Raw genomic sequence first — 15,626 nt, 5'->3', positions numbered from 1 at the left:
AGGCGGACGTGTTAGCTAAAGTAAGACCTGTAGGTGGCAAGGTTTATTTGTCGCAAAATGCGCCAGTTGATATTCCATGGAAAGCAAACTATCAGCATATCTATACCAATAGCGGCACTGCAGCTTTATCTCTGGCGGTTGCTGCTGCGATGCAGGCAAAAGCGTCATCAGTTGTTGGCGCTCCTGAGGTTATTCTGCCAGCTTATGCCTGCCCGGATTTGGTGGCGGCGATAATTGCTCAGGGGGCGTCTCCCGTTTTGGTTGATTTGGAAGAGAGCTCTTTCTTCCTGAATCTTGAGCAGCTTCAGGAGGCGGTGACTAGTAATACGGTTGCTATCATTGCTGTTAATTTTCTGGGCATGTATGAGCGGTTGCTCGAGTTGAGAGAGATTGCTGACGCCGAAGGCGTTATGTTAATTGAAGATTCAGCTCAGACTCCTATTCCTCTGTCCGCTAAAGCAGCATATGCGGACTTCGCCATACTCAGTTACGGTAGGGGAAAGCCTGTAAACCTGATGGGCGGTGGTGCACTATTGTTTAAGCCCGCACATGCCGGGCTTATTTCGAGTATTACGAAAACTCTTGTACGTTCGCAGCTTGTCGTTAACTGGGCGTGGAAGCTAAAAGCGCTCATCGTGAATACTCTGATAATGCGCTATCCGTATGGCTTGCTGGAGCGTATGCCTTTCCTGAATATTGGCGCCACGACCTATCATCCTCTTCAGTGCATTGAAGTGAGGGATGGGATGGATCAGCTTGTCTCAGTAGGGCTTAAGCATTTCTACGCTATTCGTGAAGCCCAAGTGACAGCATATGCCAGAGGGCTGGCGGAGCTTCGGAATGCTGGTTGGAAGCTTTTGCTGGGTGGAGAGGCAGATAATGCTTCACGAAAGGGCTTGCTGAGGTTTCCAATTCTGGCTCCTTCCCGAGCGATGCGTGATCATGTGGAGTTGGAGCTGAATAGGCTTGGGTATGGCGCCAATGCGTTTTATCGGGTCCCTTTGCCGCAAATTGAAGGGGTTAAGGCGCGAGTAAAAAATGGCGAGGATGATTTTCCGGTAGCAGAGGCGTTTGCGGATAGATTATTAACTTTACCATGCCATGAGGGAATAACTGCCAGTGAAATCGATGAGGTTGTTGGCGTGGTGAAAACGGTGGCAAAGCTGGGATGCTGATTCTTATATAGTTGTCTAGTCCTGATATAGGTTGACACCTATTTCGTCTCAAACGCCCGATGCACTGCGTCGGGCGTTTTGTATTTCAGGGCCAGATGAGGCCGCTCTCGGTTATAAATATCCACAAATTCATCGAGCCTGCCCTAGATTCCCCGGTCGCATCAGCAGGAACTCCGTTTTCAAGATCCCGTTCACCCGTTCCGCCAACGCATTCTGATAGCAGTCATACCCGTCGGTCATCGAACATTGAATGCCGTGTTGACGGTGCAGCTTCTGGTAGCTGTCGCAACAGTATTGGACACCTCGGTCGGAGTGGTGGGTCAATGGCTGCCGCCCCGGCCGTTCACGCAGAGCCTTGCGCAAGGCCTGTTCCACATCCTCGCTGCGCAAGCTTTCATGTACATGATGACCCACGATCTTACGGGAGTAAGCATCGGTCACCAGACTCACGTAGCTCATGCCGGAGCGTGTCGGCAGATAGGTGATATCCGCCACCCAGACCTGGTTAGGCCGGCAGGCCACGACTTGCTCTGGGCCCGGCTTGAGAAGGTTTGGGTGACGTCGGAAGCGGTGATGACTGTGCGTGGTCTTGTGGTAAGCCCGGCGTAGGGGAACCAACAGGCGCCGGCTACGCAGCACCTGAAGCAGTTGATCCCGCCCCAGATGAAGGGTGTGATCCGACTGCTCATGGAGAAGATGCCGGAGCTTGCGAGCGCCGATCCGGGGCTGACGGAGACGAACAGTCCGGACAAAGTCCACCACCCGCTGCTCACGATCCTCCCTGGCTCGCTGCGCTCGTTCCGCCTGATGCCAAGCTTGCCGGCTAATCCCCAAGAGACGACACGCCCTGCTGACGGTCAATCCGGCTCCGCGTTCTTGCGTGAGGACTTGCCGGGCCGCTTTTTTACGAACACCCCGTAATCCTTTTCCATCACATCGACAATCGCTTCGAAGAACTCAGCTTTCTGTTCGGCCAGACGCAGCTTCTCCTCAAGCTCCTTGATCCGCTGTGGGACTTCGGCATGGTGGGATTCCTGTTCACACGGTGGGAGGTGACGCCAGGACTCCAGTCCTGGCTGCCATATCGACGCAACCACGTTAGCACCGTCGAACGGCCTTGGATACCGTAGCGGGCCTGAGCCTGTTTATAAGTCAGCTCTCCGCCTTCGACCTGATCCACCACCGCCTGTTTAAAAGTCAGAGTGTAGTCCCGTTGTGTTCGCTTAACTCGCTGATTCATCACATTCTCCCAAAGTTAGGGCTGGAATGTGTCAACTCTATTCAGGACGGGTCAAGTCTATAAAATTGGGATACAAAAAGGGGCGCTAATTAGCGCCCCTTTTTGTTGCTGTGGCGACTAGGTATTCCCTGAGCCGCCAAATTGAGTCATCACTGGCCTGCTGCTTTTGCCGCTTCATCATAGTGGGCTTTGATTTCTTCGGACTTGCTGTCCAAAGTCGTAGCCTTCTTTAAGATGGGTAGGGCATTTTTGGCATCGCCATTTTTGTACATGATCCAGCCGTATGTGTCAGCGATAGCGGCGCTCTCTGGCTGTAGTTTATAGGCGTTTTCCGCCAGTTCCAGCGCTCTGGCGTCGCCTTTTTCAAAGTAGAGCCAGGAAAGATTGTTAAGCGCCACGGCATCATTGGGGCGGATCTGACGTAGCTTTTCATACTGCTCAATCGCTTTGTCGGGCATGTTGTTGGCTTGGTAGCCCATAGCAAGCAGTGTAATGGTTTGTGGGCTGTTTGGCTCAATGGAAACCCACTCTTCAAGTGGTTTCAATGATTTTGCGCCAGCCTGAGCCTTTTTCAGCGTTTCATGCATCTTGATCGCCAAAGATTGGCTTTGCTTCTGATACCAAGCTAGCTGAAATGCATTGATTGCTTTTTCAAACTCGCCTTTGCTGTAGTAATGGTCGCCTTCCACTTCATAGGGGAGGGAGGAGTCGCTAAATTCCTTCTTGATTTCGTTGAGCAGCTTAACGCCTGCAGCTTCATTGTCTGTTAAAAACTCTGTTTTAACGGGCAGTAGTCTTGCTTCTATACGATCAGGCAACGTCTTGGCGACTTCTGTGGCCAGTTTACGAGCTTCTTCATTCTTTTGGGCTTTGATTAAGCTGGGAATCTCCAGTGTGGCGACCAGAAGAGTTGTGCTTTCTAGCTGTGATCCGGCAGAGTCGAGGCCTTTTGCTTTGCTCAAAAATTGACGCGCCTTCTCAAACTCGCCAGTGCGAGCATAGAACTCCGCCAGCGTCAGGCTGGGAGCTGCTGTGGTGGTAACGTTATTTGCAATTTCCTCTAAGTAGGAAGTGGCTTCGTCAAGCTTGTTAAGCTTGTTGGCGGCCTCGAACAGAGCGCGAATAAGCGCTAAGTCTTCGGGGAACTGTTTAACCGCGCCTTTTGTTTCGTCCAGTAGCTTGTTCCAGTTCTGGGTCTTTGCAAACAGCAGAATGGAATTGCGGTATGGCGTTTTCAGGTCTGGAGAGATCTTTTTGGCTTGGTCGAACGCCTTTTCTGCTTTATCGAACTGGTCGAGGCTGGAGTAGTATGCGCCTTCTGCATTAAACGCCAGGGCGCTATTTGGTATCGCTTTCTTCCAGTCTTCGATTTCTGATTTGGCTTGATCGCCTTTTCCTGCCTTGGCGTAAGCAGAGACCAGAAGTGCGCGAATGCCTTCACTCTTGGGACTCTTGTCCTTACTGTCTGAGAGCAGGGTAATGGCTTTGTCGGCTTGACCATTGGCCAAGTAGGCTTTGCCCAGTTTGTCGACCAGCACAGTATTAGAAGCGTCCAGCGCTAACGCTTTTTCAAGTGCTTCTACGCCGCTAGCCAGATTGCCGGACTCAAGTTCCGCTACACCATAAATAGACAGTGAATCAGGGTCTTCTTTCGGTAACTTTTCGACCAGACGAGCCGCAGCTTCAGGTTGTTGTAGCTTAAGTTTGGTGGCGGCAAGGGCTTTGGTGACGGCGCTGTTGACGTCTTCTGTGGCGAATTGGCTCAGATACTTGTCCGCTGCTTCCCAATCGCCCTGCTGGTATTTCACCATGCCCAAAAGAACGCCCGCTTCTCTGTGGCCTGGGGCTTTTTCAAGAATACCTTTCAGGTACTCCTCAGCTTTTGCGTAGTCCTTATTCTTAACTGCTTCGAGCGCTGAGACATAGCTGTTCTTGATGCTGCCTGGCCCAGACTTATCCAGCACTTCTTGGTAGGTGAAAGCTTCAGCATGTTTGCCTTGGGCGCGCAATACTTCGATTAATTCCGAAATAGTTTGATACTTCTGCAGGGTCATCAGGTCATACTGACCAATGTCTTCCAGGGCGCGAACATAAGCGTCTTCGGCAGCAGGGAAGTTCTTCTCCAGAGCGGACATTTTTGCTTTCCAGAGCCAAACATCGGAATCATTTGGCGCAAGATCCTCTGCTTTCTTCAACTCTGCTGCTGCGCCGTCTTTATCACTCTGCAGAAATGAGGCTTTGGATAGTCCAAGCAGTGCCTGGAATGATTTAGGGTCAGACTCCAGTGCTTTAGTGTAAAGAGTGCGCGCGACGTCAGTGTTGCGCTTGGACAGCTCTATATCGCCTCTTACGATGTCTGCACGAGCTGACATGGTCGCATTGGGTTCTTGAATCTTGTCCAGCTCGGTCATGGCGTCATCAACTTTTCCGAGCAATAGCAGGGATTTAGCCAAGCCAACATGAGCCTCATTCAGCTCACCCTTTGTGGCTGTCTCTGGCTGAACTTTCAGCATTTGCTCATAGGCATCTTTTGCTTTAACGGCGTCGCCGGTGATAAGCAAAGTTTCGGCGATGATCAGGAAAGGCTTTCTGCTGGAAGGGTTGATATTAATAGCATTTTGCGCTTCACGAATACTTGCTTTTAGCTGCCCTTGTTTTTGAAAAAAACGAGCCTGATCCAAATGACTCTTAAACTGAATTTCTTCCTTGGAGGGGGCGCTGTTGTCTTGGCCGCTACATGCAACCAGAAGGCTGAATGCGGCCATAATTATAATTTTAAGGGATACTGCTTTTCGAAGTAGCATGATTGTTTCCTTGATTCACCCTGTATCAGGAGGACGAAATATTGTACTTATCGGTCAGGTTATACAGCGTCGGTCGGGTTATGCCAAGCAACCTGGCCGCTTTAGCCATATTGTTTTGAGTAGATTGCAGCGCTTGAATTATAGCCTGCTTTTCCGCCTCTTCGCGGACTTGGCGAAGATTCAGAATATCCCCGGCGAACTGAGGTTGTTCGCCGAGCTCCAGATCCTTGGCTGTTATTTTCTTTTCGTCGCACATGATGGTTGCGCGCTTTATTTTATTGATCAGCTCACGGACGTTGCCCGGCCATTCGTAACATTGAATGGCGCGAATAGCGTCGTCGCTGAACCCAATGACGCCCTTATCAAGCGTTTTTGTAAAGTTCTCCAGTAGCGATCTGGCGATAACGATGGAATCGCCCATACGCTCGCGCAAAGGAGGAACTTTCAAGGTGATTTCGCTGACCCGATAGTAAAGGTCTTCCCGGAAATTACCCTCGGCGATAAGCTGGGTGACTTCTCTGTGCGTTGCGCAGATGACGCGAACGTCGACCGGGATTTCTTTCATCCCGCCAACGCGCTCAATGACGCGTTCCTGTAGGAAGCGCAGCAGCTTGGCTTGCAGAGACATTGGCATATCGCCGATTTCATCCAAAAATAGAGTGCCGCCGTGGGCCAGCTCTATTTTTCCCTTTTTCATTTGAGTGGCGCCGGTGAATGCGCCTTTTTCATAGCCGAACAACTCGCTTTCCAGCAGATTTTCAGGAATAGCGGCGCAGTTGATGGCGGCGAAATTGTGGTCTGCGCGGGGGCTTAAATCATGGATAGCGCGCGCGAGTACTTCTTTACCTGTGCCTGTTTCACCAAGGATGAGTGTGGTGACGTCTGCGGGGGCGATCTTCTCTACCGTTCGGCATACCTCCAGCATCTGTGTGCTGGAAGCGATAATGCCTTTCAGGCGTGAAGTGGATTTGCTTTGCTGAAGCTCACGGTTTTCATGCTCCAGTTCATACAAGCGGAAGGCGCGATTGACGACGAATGACAGAATGTCTGCGTCCAGAGGCTTCTGATAAAAATCGCTGGCGCCCATACCGATAGCCTTCACCGCATTCTCACGCTCTTCGCGGCCGGTTACGACGATGATTTTGGTCATCGGCGCAAGGGTGAGGATTTCCTGAAGCAACGCAAAACCTTCACTGGCTCCGCCAGGATCGGGAGGTAGACCCAGGTCAAGAGTAACGACCTGTGGTTCGACGCGTCGAAGATGCGACAGGGCTGATTCACGGTCGTCGGCGACGAAGACTTCTGTGTCCTCAAAACACCAACGCATCTGGCTTTGAAGACCCGGGTCGTCTTCAACAATGAGTAGTTTTTTCTTCACAGACTGATCGAACCTTAAAATTCCATGAACGGAGGTATGTAGTTTTTGGCGGTACATGTTAACAGGGAAATCCCCAAAGACAACAGAGGAAGAATGGCCTGTCAGGATATTTTACTACTTTGCTTGTCTTTACTGGTTAACCGCCTTCATATTGCTGAATCCGGGGGTAGGAACGGCGGCGCCAACGATGGGAATTTTGATCGTAAAACAGGTCCCTACGCCAACTTGGCTAGTCACATCGACCGACCCTCCGAGTTTGCGAATATATTCCCGGCTTTGGTATACGCCGATGCCCATGCCAGTTAACCCTTTGGTGCTTTCGAAGGGTTTGAACAACTGGCCTTTGATAAATTCATCCGTCATACCGCAGCCAGTATCCTGTACGAACACGACGACCCAGCCGGCGCTACGTTTTACGGAAATACTGACTTCGCCCGTTTTGTCCGTGGCGTCCTGCGCGTTCTGGATTAAGTGTATGAATACACTTTTGAGTTTGTCGCGATCGGCGGTGATGGAAATCGCCGAGCTTTCGCCGCTGAAAGAGGGGTGAGGCTCGCGTTTTGACTCGTAGGCGATGACTTCCTTAATCAGGCTGACCAGATCAAACTGGGTGATTTCGTCTCTGGTGACGGGGTTTCTGATTTGCACCAGCAGATGGTTCATTTTTTTCAGGGCGTGTTCGGTGGTGCGAATCATATCGTCAATGAAGACGGGGTTAGTTTTATGCCTTTCCGCATTGTTCACCAGCAACGACAACTGAGCGATGATCGTTTTTAGATCATGCACCATGAAGGCGGAAGTTCTGTTGACCGCCTCAAACTGTTTTGACTCGGAAAGCCTATCCTGAGTCTGCAGCAGCGCCAGATAGCCGCCAGCTTGACGGGCGACGATCTTCAATAAGTCGTAGTTTTCCCAGTTGAGTTCTATTTTGGCGATCGGCTCTGCGATCAAGACGAAGCCAAACAGGCTTTCTCGAACGAATAGCGGGACGATAAGCCAGGGTTTTTTGGTGTTCCAGATACAGTCTGGTATTTCCATTAGGTGATAGCGGGTAGGGTCGATCTGGTATTCCTTCAAATTGACGACCCAGTCGCCCTGGCTCAGAAACTCTATCAGCTCAGAGCTGACGTCGATCTTGTCGAACTTGATTTCACTCATGTTCCAGAAAGCTTTCGCCGAGAAGCTGTTGTCCTCGTCTCTTAACCATAATGCGCCGGCATGGCTCTCGACCAGGTTTGACATGACCCGGATGATTCTTTTTTCCAGGGCTTCATCGGAATCTAGCGCGGTGAGTAAGCGGGTGATGCTCAGCCACTCTTCCCGGTAGTCATATTTGTAGTTAAAGAAGTGCTGGCTGATAAAGACCATTAGTCGGGCGCGCAACCAGGCGGAGCTGCCTAGTAGCACCAGAATAATGGTGGAAGAGAAAAAGAAAATAATCAGTAGCGCTTCGGACCAGGAACCGCCAGCCGTGTTGATGTAGTAGCCGCCGGCGGACATGATGAGGAGGTACAGGCCGGCGAACACGAGGGCGCTGGTATGAAAGACGAACTGTCTCGATATCTGTACGTCAATGGGCTGTTTGCGCGTGTTGACCATGGTGAGCGCCACTAGCGGCGCGCAGATGGTGTTTACGGCGCCCCGGGCGTCCCAAAACGGCGCAGAGATCTTGTTGAACAGTAGCGCGTCAGAGTACAAAAAGAAGTCGTAGATATAAAAAGCGCCAATGCCCAGGCAGAGGTAGCGGATATTTGAGCGCTTATAGCCGGTGGCGTTGCGCCATACCTGCTCCAGCATGACCAGCCCCGCCAGGGAAACGCTGATTTGGCCGAGCAACAGCCACTGTCCTGAAATCAGCGGCTCGTCTGTAAAGCTTCGAGTAAAGCCCGCCACCAGCATGACCGCCAATACGGCGATGATAGACATGCCAAGCCAGTACTGGGTCGGCGTATTGCTTTTTCTGGGACTGAGATTGATGCCCAGTATGATGAAAAGCACGCCAATCCAGGCCGCGTTGCGAACGACTTCCAGGCAGTAACGGGTGACGAAAGAGGGGGCTCCGATAGCCTGCTGCGCAGCAAGCGCTCCCAGCCAGATAGAGGTGACCAGACAAGCGGTCAACAACGCCCTGTCCACAAGGCGGCGCATATAACCCCTTGCGAGCAGAAGCGTAATAAGAAAGTAAACCAGGGCGCCAGTTGCGTGACTGATGGCTCCGAAATTAATAACCATACTGCAATACTAGGCCCGTCAAAGATGTCAAAGTCAGATCAGATGGATTCGTCAAGTATGCTGAAGGAAATGAAGGCTGTAAATATCGCTGTGGCGACGATGACCGGCAGGGATGGATTAGCCAACATAAATAGCCCGGAAATTAACCAGACATTCCTCACTATTTTCTTCTTCCACTTATACAGCCCTGTCGTTCGACGCAGGCTCGGATGCCTGCTCGCTTCCTCATCTGTAATGACTGCGCCTGGGTTGTAATACCGCTTCAGTGCGTAGTCCATCAAATCGAAGTGTCCCATGTCGACTTCTCCGCGTATGCGTTCGTCTTACATAAAAAGTCTAGTACATACGTGAAGATGCCGCACAGGGCAAGTATGGGTCTACCGAAGCCTCTCAGCGTTATCCTTTTAAGTTACGGTAATAGCTGAAGATTTCATCCAGTGAATATTTAGGTGTGAACCCAAAAGTCGACCTGAATAGTTGGCCGTCGATGATCACAGGATATTTGAAATAGTTCAGCAAATAGGGAGGGAACGACTTAAGTTGCAGCATGTTGCTGATCAGTCTTGGCGCAATCGGTGGAATGGACCAAATTGGAATTTTTACGCAGTCGCAACGGTCCAGCGCTTCTTGGTAGGCGACCCAGTCTTCTGTCGCTACATTATAGATGCCCCGATGATCCTGGCTTTTGATAACGGCGACAATCGCGTCCGCCATGTCTTCAATATGGATGAACTGCATCATCGGGGAAAAGCCCGCCAGCACAGGGCAGTACTTGCTTGAGAGCAGCAGAGACATGGTGTTTCTGACGTCTGGGCCGACAATATTGCAGGGGCGCAGCACGGTGATATTCAAATCCGGGTACTTCCAGAGATAAATGTTGGCCAGATTCTCCAATTCCACTGAGTCGATCAGATCCATGGTCAACTCCGCGGCTTTGAGAGGCGCTCCTTCATCAATCAGCGCAGGATTGTAGGCGTTGGCTCCGTACACATGGTAGGTGGAAAGAATAATCACCTTGTGGATGTGATATTTGTGGCACAGGTCCAAAAGACGGTGGGAGCCAAGCACGTTAGAGTTATAGCGACGCATCCTGTTTTCTTCACTGGCGATCATCCTGCCGAGGTGAATAACGCCGGTGATGTTGTGCTTGCGGAAAATGTCCTCAAACCCGCGCTTGTTGACGTCGATCCGATAGCTGGGAACATCGTCGCCCAGATACACCTGTTCACGAAAATCCACTGCGATGACTTTGTATTTTTCTCGCAGGCGCGCAATGACTTGTTGGGCGAGGGCGCCTGCCGCTCCGGTAACAAGTAACTCAGGTTTGGTCTTTTTTCTTCTCGCGGCCATTAAAATACCCTTTTCCGTTCATGCAGTCCCTTGTCGATCAGACGGCTGACCTCTGTCTTTACTTTATCCACGCGTTTGGTCACTTCGTCTTCCGTAATTTCTCCTGGCTCGAAATGCAGTGGTTCGCCAAAATTTAAAATGACCTTCGCCGGGAAGATAAACGGAATGGCGATGGGGGCGTAAGGAATGCCCAGCATCTTCGCCAGCGGAGCGATATTGGCGATGGCGGGAATAGTCTCTTCACAGCCAACCACGCCAACCGGAATAATCGGGGCGTTATGCTGCATGGCGAGGTGCATGAAGCCGTTGCCGAAACGTTTCAGTTGATATCGGTCCCGGTATAGTTTGCCGGAACCGCGGACGCCTTCAGGAAAAACGATGATGGCTTCCTCCCGTCCCAGCATCTTAGCGCAATTTACCGGGTCGCCCAGTACGGCGCCCATTTGGTTGAGCAGGTTGCCGATATAAGGGACTGTGGGGAAGAAGCGCTCAATCATGGCGCGAGGGATGCGGGGGCTGTCTTTACGAGTGGCCAGTGCGTAGGCGATTAGAACGCCATCAATAGGAAGCTGGCCGCTGTGATTGGCGACGATCAGCGCAGGCCCGGATGCAGGAATGTTTTCAATACCGTGGGTTTCAACCCGGAAATACTTCTCGAAAATGGGTTTGAACAGCGCCATTGCGACGATATTGGTGTCTACATTGAGGCCCCAGGGATCGTATCCGAGAGTTCCGACAGGTTTTGCGATGTTTGTATATTGGCGCTCCAGTTCCTCTGAGACAAAAATCCTTCTTAAAAGGGGGCGTAATTTCATGTCATTTATCCTTGGCGACATTGCAGCGTTTTTCTTATGTCTTATGGGCCGCTAGTATATCGATAAGGATGCATTGATGAAATCTGAAGCTGCATCATAAGCTTCTGATTTTGGCGCTAATTACTTTCGTTATATGAGTTTGTGAGCGAGATCAAAAAAACCCGAAACCCAGGGAGAGGCTTCGGGCTAGAGGTGTGAGTAGTATCCATGAAAGACTTCCTACATGACTGACCAGCAGGGTTGAGCAAGTCAGTCATCTTAAGTATTGATCTTTTACACATATTTACAAATCGAAAACGATTATTTTTTAATCATATTTTCTTATAACAATATAAGTTGCCTTTCATGAATGATATATAGGCAGGCAGATGGATCAATTATTCCAATTTGTCGTGATAACCCGGCAGATCATCAATATAAAGGTCGCTTTCCTCGGGAGAAAGTTTCTCGTTGCCGCTCCATGGCAATAACCGGTAGCGGGACTTGCTGTGTGAAAAATCAACAAACGGATACTTGATGATGTCGAAGTAGGGGGAGTAATCAAAGTCGCTGGGCGTACACAGCTTAGGGTTGCGGCGGAAAAGCTGAATGCCTTGCGCAGAGGTCTTTTTGACCAGAGGCAGAATAGGGTACTGAATTGAGTTAAAGGCTTCCGCGATCATCGTGGAGCAGACAGTTTCCGTAGGCAACCCAGGGTGAGAACGAAACAGAGAGGAGCGCCAGCGTCGGGGCAGGATGGTCCAGGGCAGTAGGAAGCGAAACAGGTCGAAGATCTGGCGGATGTTGTAGTTGGCGCCCAGTTGCCGGATCGCATAATTCAGAACATTCTGCGCGTCCTGATAATTCAGCTCTCTGGGCCGGCATATGCGGACATGATCACGATCGTAACTGGACAGCGGCCGCACCACGGTTCCTCGGCCCAACTCACTTTCGACGATTAGCTGTATATTGGGTTGGCCATCGTAGTATTCGGAAATCCGCTTGCGCGTATAGGGGCTTTCAACTTCATGCAGGCGGCCTATATACAAGGCGGCATGAGACCAGCGGCTTTGGGTGACGACCTTGATGACTTCGCTGACTCGGGAGCGACCTTCCACCAGAATGACGTCGCAGGGACGAATCTCATGGCGCAGGCGGTCGAAATTGCTCAAAGGGATTTCGGCGGCTGGTTTTTCTCTGACCAACCAGTCAACAAGCGTATCGAAAACTCCGGTTTTTATGCCTGCGCCCATTTTTCTACTTTGCGCCCACCTGTAAAAATCCTTTATGTGTTGATTACGTCGCCAGTGATAGTCCCCATCACTTTATACTAAATATATAGCATGGGCTTTATATGGCCGCATAGCATGAAAAAGCGGGTTTATATATCTTTAGCGCCTTTATCTTCCGGGCTTGTATTTTGCGCGGCTCGCAGCTCTCTTTTCCAGCTTTGCACCGCCACCTGTTCTTTGGACAGTTCAAGAATATCGACAATGAGTTCTATTACTTGGTCGTCCAACTGCATTAAAGCGCCGCCGCTACGCAGGTTAAGCTGTTCAAAGCTGCTTTTGACGCCATCGATATTGTCGGGAATCTCCAAATCTTCCAGGAGGTTGGCGATGGTGCTGACTACGATGTCGGCGATGGTGTCCTCCAGTCTGCCGGTGATATTGCTGCCAATAAAAGGAATGGCGTTGACCCGCCTGAAATTGGCATGGGACTGCATGGCGTCGGTGAGGCTGCGACGTAGTTTTGCGACGAGCGGATTATCCGGGTTGGAGCGCATATTGCCGGACAGTTGGGTCACCATATGCGACCAGGTTTCCGCCAGTACAGGCAGCCTTGGTTCGACGATTTTTTCTGCAATACGCCGCCCAATTTCGGAGTCATGACGCAGATCTTCCTGGATGCCGGAAATAACCTTAACCACCACCCGGTCGCTAAGTTCTTCGAGGAATACGTTGTAGTAAAAGGCGAAAAACGTGAACAGACGCGTGCTGGTGACGTCGATGATTTTATATTTATGCAGACGATAGATAATGGAAAACACGCGCAGGAAACGCAGTAGTCGGGTGGAGCCCAACGGTATGCAGCCAAGCAGGTCATACCAGTGCAGAAAGGGAAAGAAGTACCAGCGCTCGAATGTTTTCTCTTTGATAGCGACAAACCAGCGCAGCATAAACTCTGAGATAAACAGAGAGACGAAAGCGAGGTCCACCAATAAAAAGTTCTCATGCATCAACACTAGGGGCTCGTGCAGCCAAGGAGTGTAGTTGCGCGTCAGGAACTGCATCGCCGCTGTATCGAATAGAGCGTCAATAATGATCAGAGACAGGTTAATGATCAGCATAAAGAGCATGAACAGATCGAGGGCGATCCATATTCCCTGGCGGCTTTGCCTGAGGTGCTCGTAATCGACTTTTAGCAAACAGCGCTCCTTGAAGTTGTGTTTATTTAATTAGATAACACGGCTAGCCTATTTAATAAAGGCGTTCGCGCGCGTTAGTATGTCGCATTATTTGGCGTGCGGCGTTTAGAAAATATAGGTGCGCGGACACGACAAAACAGGTTGGCAAATGGAATCGGCGGCGAATTGAGTGCATGACTATGACAGATCAGGACAACAACCCTAATTCCCCAAAGCAGGTGTCACAAAAAATAAAGGACTCAGCACGTCAAATCTGGCTGGCTGGATTGGGCGCCTACAATAAGGCGGAAGAAGACGCAGGCAAAGTATTTGAGAAGTTAGTTCAGGAGGGAGAGGAGTTGGAGAAGAAAACCCGGGGCGTGTTTGAAAAGCAGTTGAAGGCGGTTGAAGACCGGGTGGAGGAGGTAAAAGACAAGGCCAACACCACTTGGGATAAACTGGAGCAGGTCTTTGATCAGAGAGTCTCGCGCGCACTGCACCGTTTGGGTATGCCTACCTACAAAGAGTTTGAGGCGTTACGTCGGGAAATCGAAGAATTGAAAGCAAAAATCGACGAGCTTGAGAAGTCGAAAAAGAGCGGCGAATAGAGCAAGCAATACTCTTTAAGCCTGTTGTCGGGCGCTAAGTGAGATACTCCCGGCTCATCGTCATCAGCGCCTGCCTTTCTCCGTCGCGCAGGTAAGGCGCCACCAGCGACATCACCTGATATACCCCGTGCGATAAGTCGATATCCTGCGCGTCCGCAGGGTGGCGAATGAGGTCGAAACTTGGCCAATAAGTAATGGTCAGGACAATATTGTTGCAAAGTGCCTCCAGTTCTTCGTTGGTGCCGATCAAAATCTCTTGATCGCGAAGACTGGAGCATATCGTCAGGGAGGCATCCGTCTTTTTATGAAGAATTTTTTTAAAGCGGGGGCGGATGCGTTCGTAGCGTTGCAGGATGTTGACCAAGTCTTTGTAGAGGAAACGGTATTCGGCGATTCTTTCAAAGATCAGGTGTAGAAACAGCCATTGATCTTCAATGCTTATCTCCACATTGGGAACATCCAATAACTCCAGCATTTGTTGCTCAAAGCGCGCGAAAAGCTCATGCAGGATTTCGGTCTTGTTCTTGTAATGGTAGTAAAGGTTGCCGGGGCTGATATCCAGTTCGTCCGCAATTTGCAGCGTGGTGACGTTTGGCTCGCCGAACCGGTTAAACAGGTCCAGGCTGATGTGGATGATGCGCTCCCTTGTTTTCATGCAACCTTTCTTAGCATCCTGTGGTTTCCAAGTCCCGATAATAATTCACTTTTCGCGTGTGCAAGGCAATTCCGAGCAGTAAAAATCGATAATTATTACCCAAAGTCCATGGGGCGGACGGTGTCACTCCAGGTCAAAGTCAGCCCAGATTGGACAATGGTCGGAGGCCTTCTCCATACCCCGAATCTCGTAGGATACGCCGGCGTCGACGCAGCGAGCAGCCAGTGGTTGTGTGGCGAGAATCAGGTCGATGCGAAGGCCGCGCTTGGGATCATCCTCGAATCCACGACTACGATAGTCGAACCAGCTGTAGCGGTCTTTAACGTCAGGAAAATGCTGACGGAATGTGTCAACAAGGCCCCAGTCCAGCAGACGGTTCAGCCACTCACGTTCTTCAGGCAAGAAACTACACTTTCCGGTTCTTAACCAGCGTTTTCGATTCTCTTCGCCGATACCAATGTCGTTATCCGTATGCGAAACGTTCATATCGCCCATCACTACTATCGGCTGATCCGGTGAGCGTTGTTGCAGGAAGTCCAGCGTTCCGGCGTAAAATCGCTGCTTGTTGGGGAATTTGTCGGGGTGGTTTCTGCTCTCACCTTGAGGAAAGTAACCGTTGCAGACGACAAGGGTTTGATCGCCAGCGGCGTACTCGCCCACAATCCAGCGTTTATGCGCCTCTTCGTCATCGCCTTCAAACCCCTTAATGCAACGCAATGCGGGTTGTTTGCTAAGCAGGGCGACGCCGTAGTGCCCCTTCTGGCCGTAATATTCCGCTTGGTAGCCCATCTCGTTGATAGCTTCAATCGGAAACAGGTCGTCAATGACTTTGGTTTCCTGCAGACCGATGATGTCCGGCTGATATTGGCTGATAAGTTCTTTCAGCTGATGAAGACGTGAACGTACGCCGTTTACGTTAAATGAGACGATCCGCATGATAAGTACCTACCGGAAAAGGGAATTGTTTCGACATGTTGCGGGCC

The 15,626-nt window shown here is 50.7% G+C and carries 12 protein-coding genes and 1 pseudogene; 2 read left to right on the top strand and 11 right to left on the bottom strand.

Annotation, left to right across the window (positions count from 1 at the left end; translation table 11 throughout):
- Positions 1-8 precede the first annotated feature (8 nt).
- Positions 9-1,175, top strand: coding sequence for a DegT/DnrJ/EryC1/StrS family aminotransferase (locus ACQYWX_RS18275; RefSeq protein WP_431685869.1), 1,167 nt, complete (start codon positions 9-11; stop codon positions 1,173-1,175).
- A gap of 38 nt (positions 1,176-1,213) precedes the next feature.
- Here the strand turns inward: ACQYWX_RS18275 and ACQYWX_RS18270 are convergent.
- The 9 genes and pseudogenes from ACQYWX_RS18270 to ACQYWX_RS18230 form a co-directional block, all read right to left on the bottom strand.
- A pseudogene (locus ACQYWX_RS18270) lies at positions 1,214-2,415 on the bottom strand (IS3 family transposase).
- A gap of 149 nt (positions 2,416-2,564) precedes the next feature.
- Positions 2,565-5,219 carry a tetratricopeptide repeat protein gene (locus ACQYWX_RS18265; RefSeq protein WP_431685868.1) on the bottom strand — a complete coding sequence of 885 codons (2,655 nt, stop codon included), beginning with the start codon at positions 5,217-5,219 and terminating at the stop codon, positions 2,565-2,567.
- Positions 5,220-5,244: 25 nt separating this feature from the next.
- A complete protein-coding gene (gene prsR / locus ACQYWX_RS18260) occupies positions 5,245-6,597 on the bottom strand; it encodes a PEP-CTERM-box response regulator transcription factor (protein ID WP_127971430.1) in 1,353 nt (450 codons plus the stop codon).
- Positions 6,598-6,726: 129 nt separating this feature from the next.
- Entirely contained in the window at positions 6,727-8,745 is a 2,019-nt protein-coding gene (gene prsK, locus ACQYWX_RS18255; protein WP_431685867.1) for an XrtA/PEP-CTERM system histidine kinase PrsK, read from the bottom strand.
- Positions 8,746-8,867: 122 nt separating this feature from the next.
- Positions 8,868-9,125: a hypothetical protein gene (locus tag ACQYWX_RS18250; protein WP_216739195.1), complete on the bottom strand. Its 258-nt coding sequence runs from the start codon at positions 9,123-9,125 to the stop codon at positions 8,868-8,870.
- A 100-nt stretch (positions 9,126-9,225) separates the two neighbouring features.
- Positions 9,226-10,179 (bottom strand): SDR family oxidoreductase, encoded by a 954-nt coding sequence (locus ACQYWX_RS18245; protein WP_279502675.1) that lies wholly within the window; start codon positions 10,177-10,179, stop codon positions 9,226-9,228.
- Positions 10,179-10,994 (bottom strand): lysophospholipid acyltransferase family protein, encoded by an 816-nt coding sequence (locus ACQYWX_RS18240; protein ID WP_279502673.1) that lies wholly within the window; start codon positions 10,992-10,994, stop codon positions 10,179-10,181. The genes ACQYWX_RS18245 and ACQYWX_RS18240 overlap by 1 nt, the downstream gene beginning before the upstream one ends.
- Before the next feature lie 377 nt (positions 10,995-11,371).
- Positions 11,372-12,226 (bottom strand): YiiX/YebB-like N1pC/P60 family cysteine hydrolase, encoded by an 855-nt coding sequence (locus tag ACQYWX_RS18235; protein WP_279502670.1) that lies wholly within the window; start codon positions 12,224-12,226, stop codon positions 11,372-11,374.
- A gap of 128 nt (positions 12,227-12,354) precedes the next feature.
- Entirely contained in the window at positions 12,355-13,401 is a 1,047-nt protein-coding gene (locus tag ACQYWX_RS18230; RefSeq protein ID WP_216739191.1) for a hypothetical protein, read from the bottom strand.
- A gap of 173 nt (positions 13,402-13,574) precedes the next feature.
- Between ACQYWX_RS18230 and ACQYWX_RS18225 the strand changes: the two genes are divergently transcribed.
- Positions 13,575-13,988 carry a phasin family protein gene (locus tag ACQYWX_RS18225; RefSeq protein ID WP_431685866.1) on the top strand — a complete coding sequence of 138 codons (414 nt, stop codon included), beginning with the start codon at positions 13,575-13,577 and terminating at the stop codon, positions 13,986-13,988.
- A 34-nt stretch (positions 13,989-14,022) separates the two neighbouring features.
- Here ACQYWX_RS18225 and ACQYWX_RS18220 read toward each other — a convergent pair whose 3' ends face one another.
- A complete protein-coding gene (locus ACQYWX_RS18220) occupies positions 14,023-14,643 on the bottom strand; it encodes a TetR/AcrR family transcriptional regulator (protein WP_216739189.1) in 621 nt (206 codons plus the stop codon).
- Between the two features lie 123 nt (positions 14,644-14,766).
- On the bottom strand, positions 14,767-15,579 hold the full coding sequence (gene xthA / locus ACQYWX_RS18215) for an exodeoxyribonuclease III (protein ID WP_431685865.1): 813 nt from the start codon (positions 15,577-15,579) through the stop codon (positions 14,767-14,769).
- Positions 15,580-15,626: the final 47 nt, after the last annotated feature.

Source organism: Hahella sp. NBU794 (genome assembly GCF_050749805.1).
Lineage (GTDB): Bacteria > Pseudomonadota > Gammaproteobacteria > Pseudomonadales > Oleiphilaceae > Hahella.
Note: the sequence above shows the minus strand (reverse complement) of the source record. Positions and strands in the feature narration are given on the sequence as shown.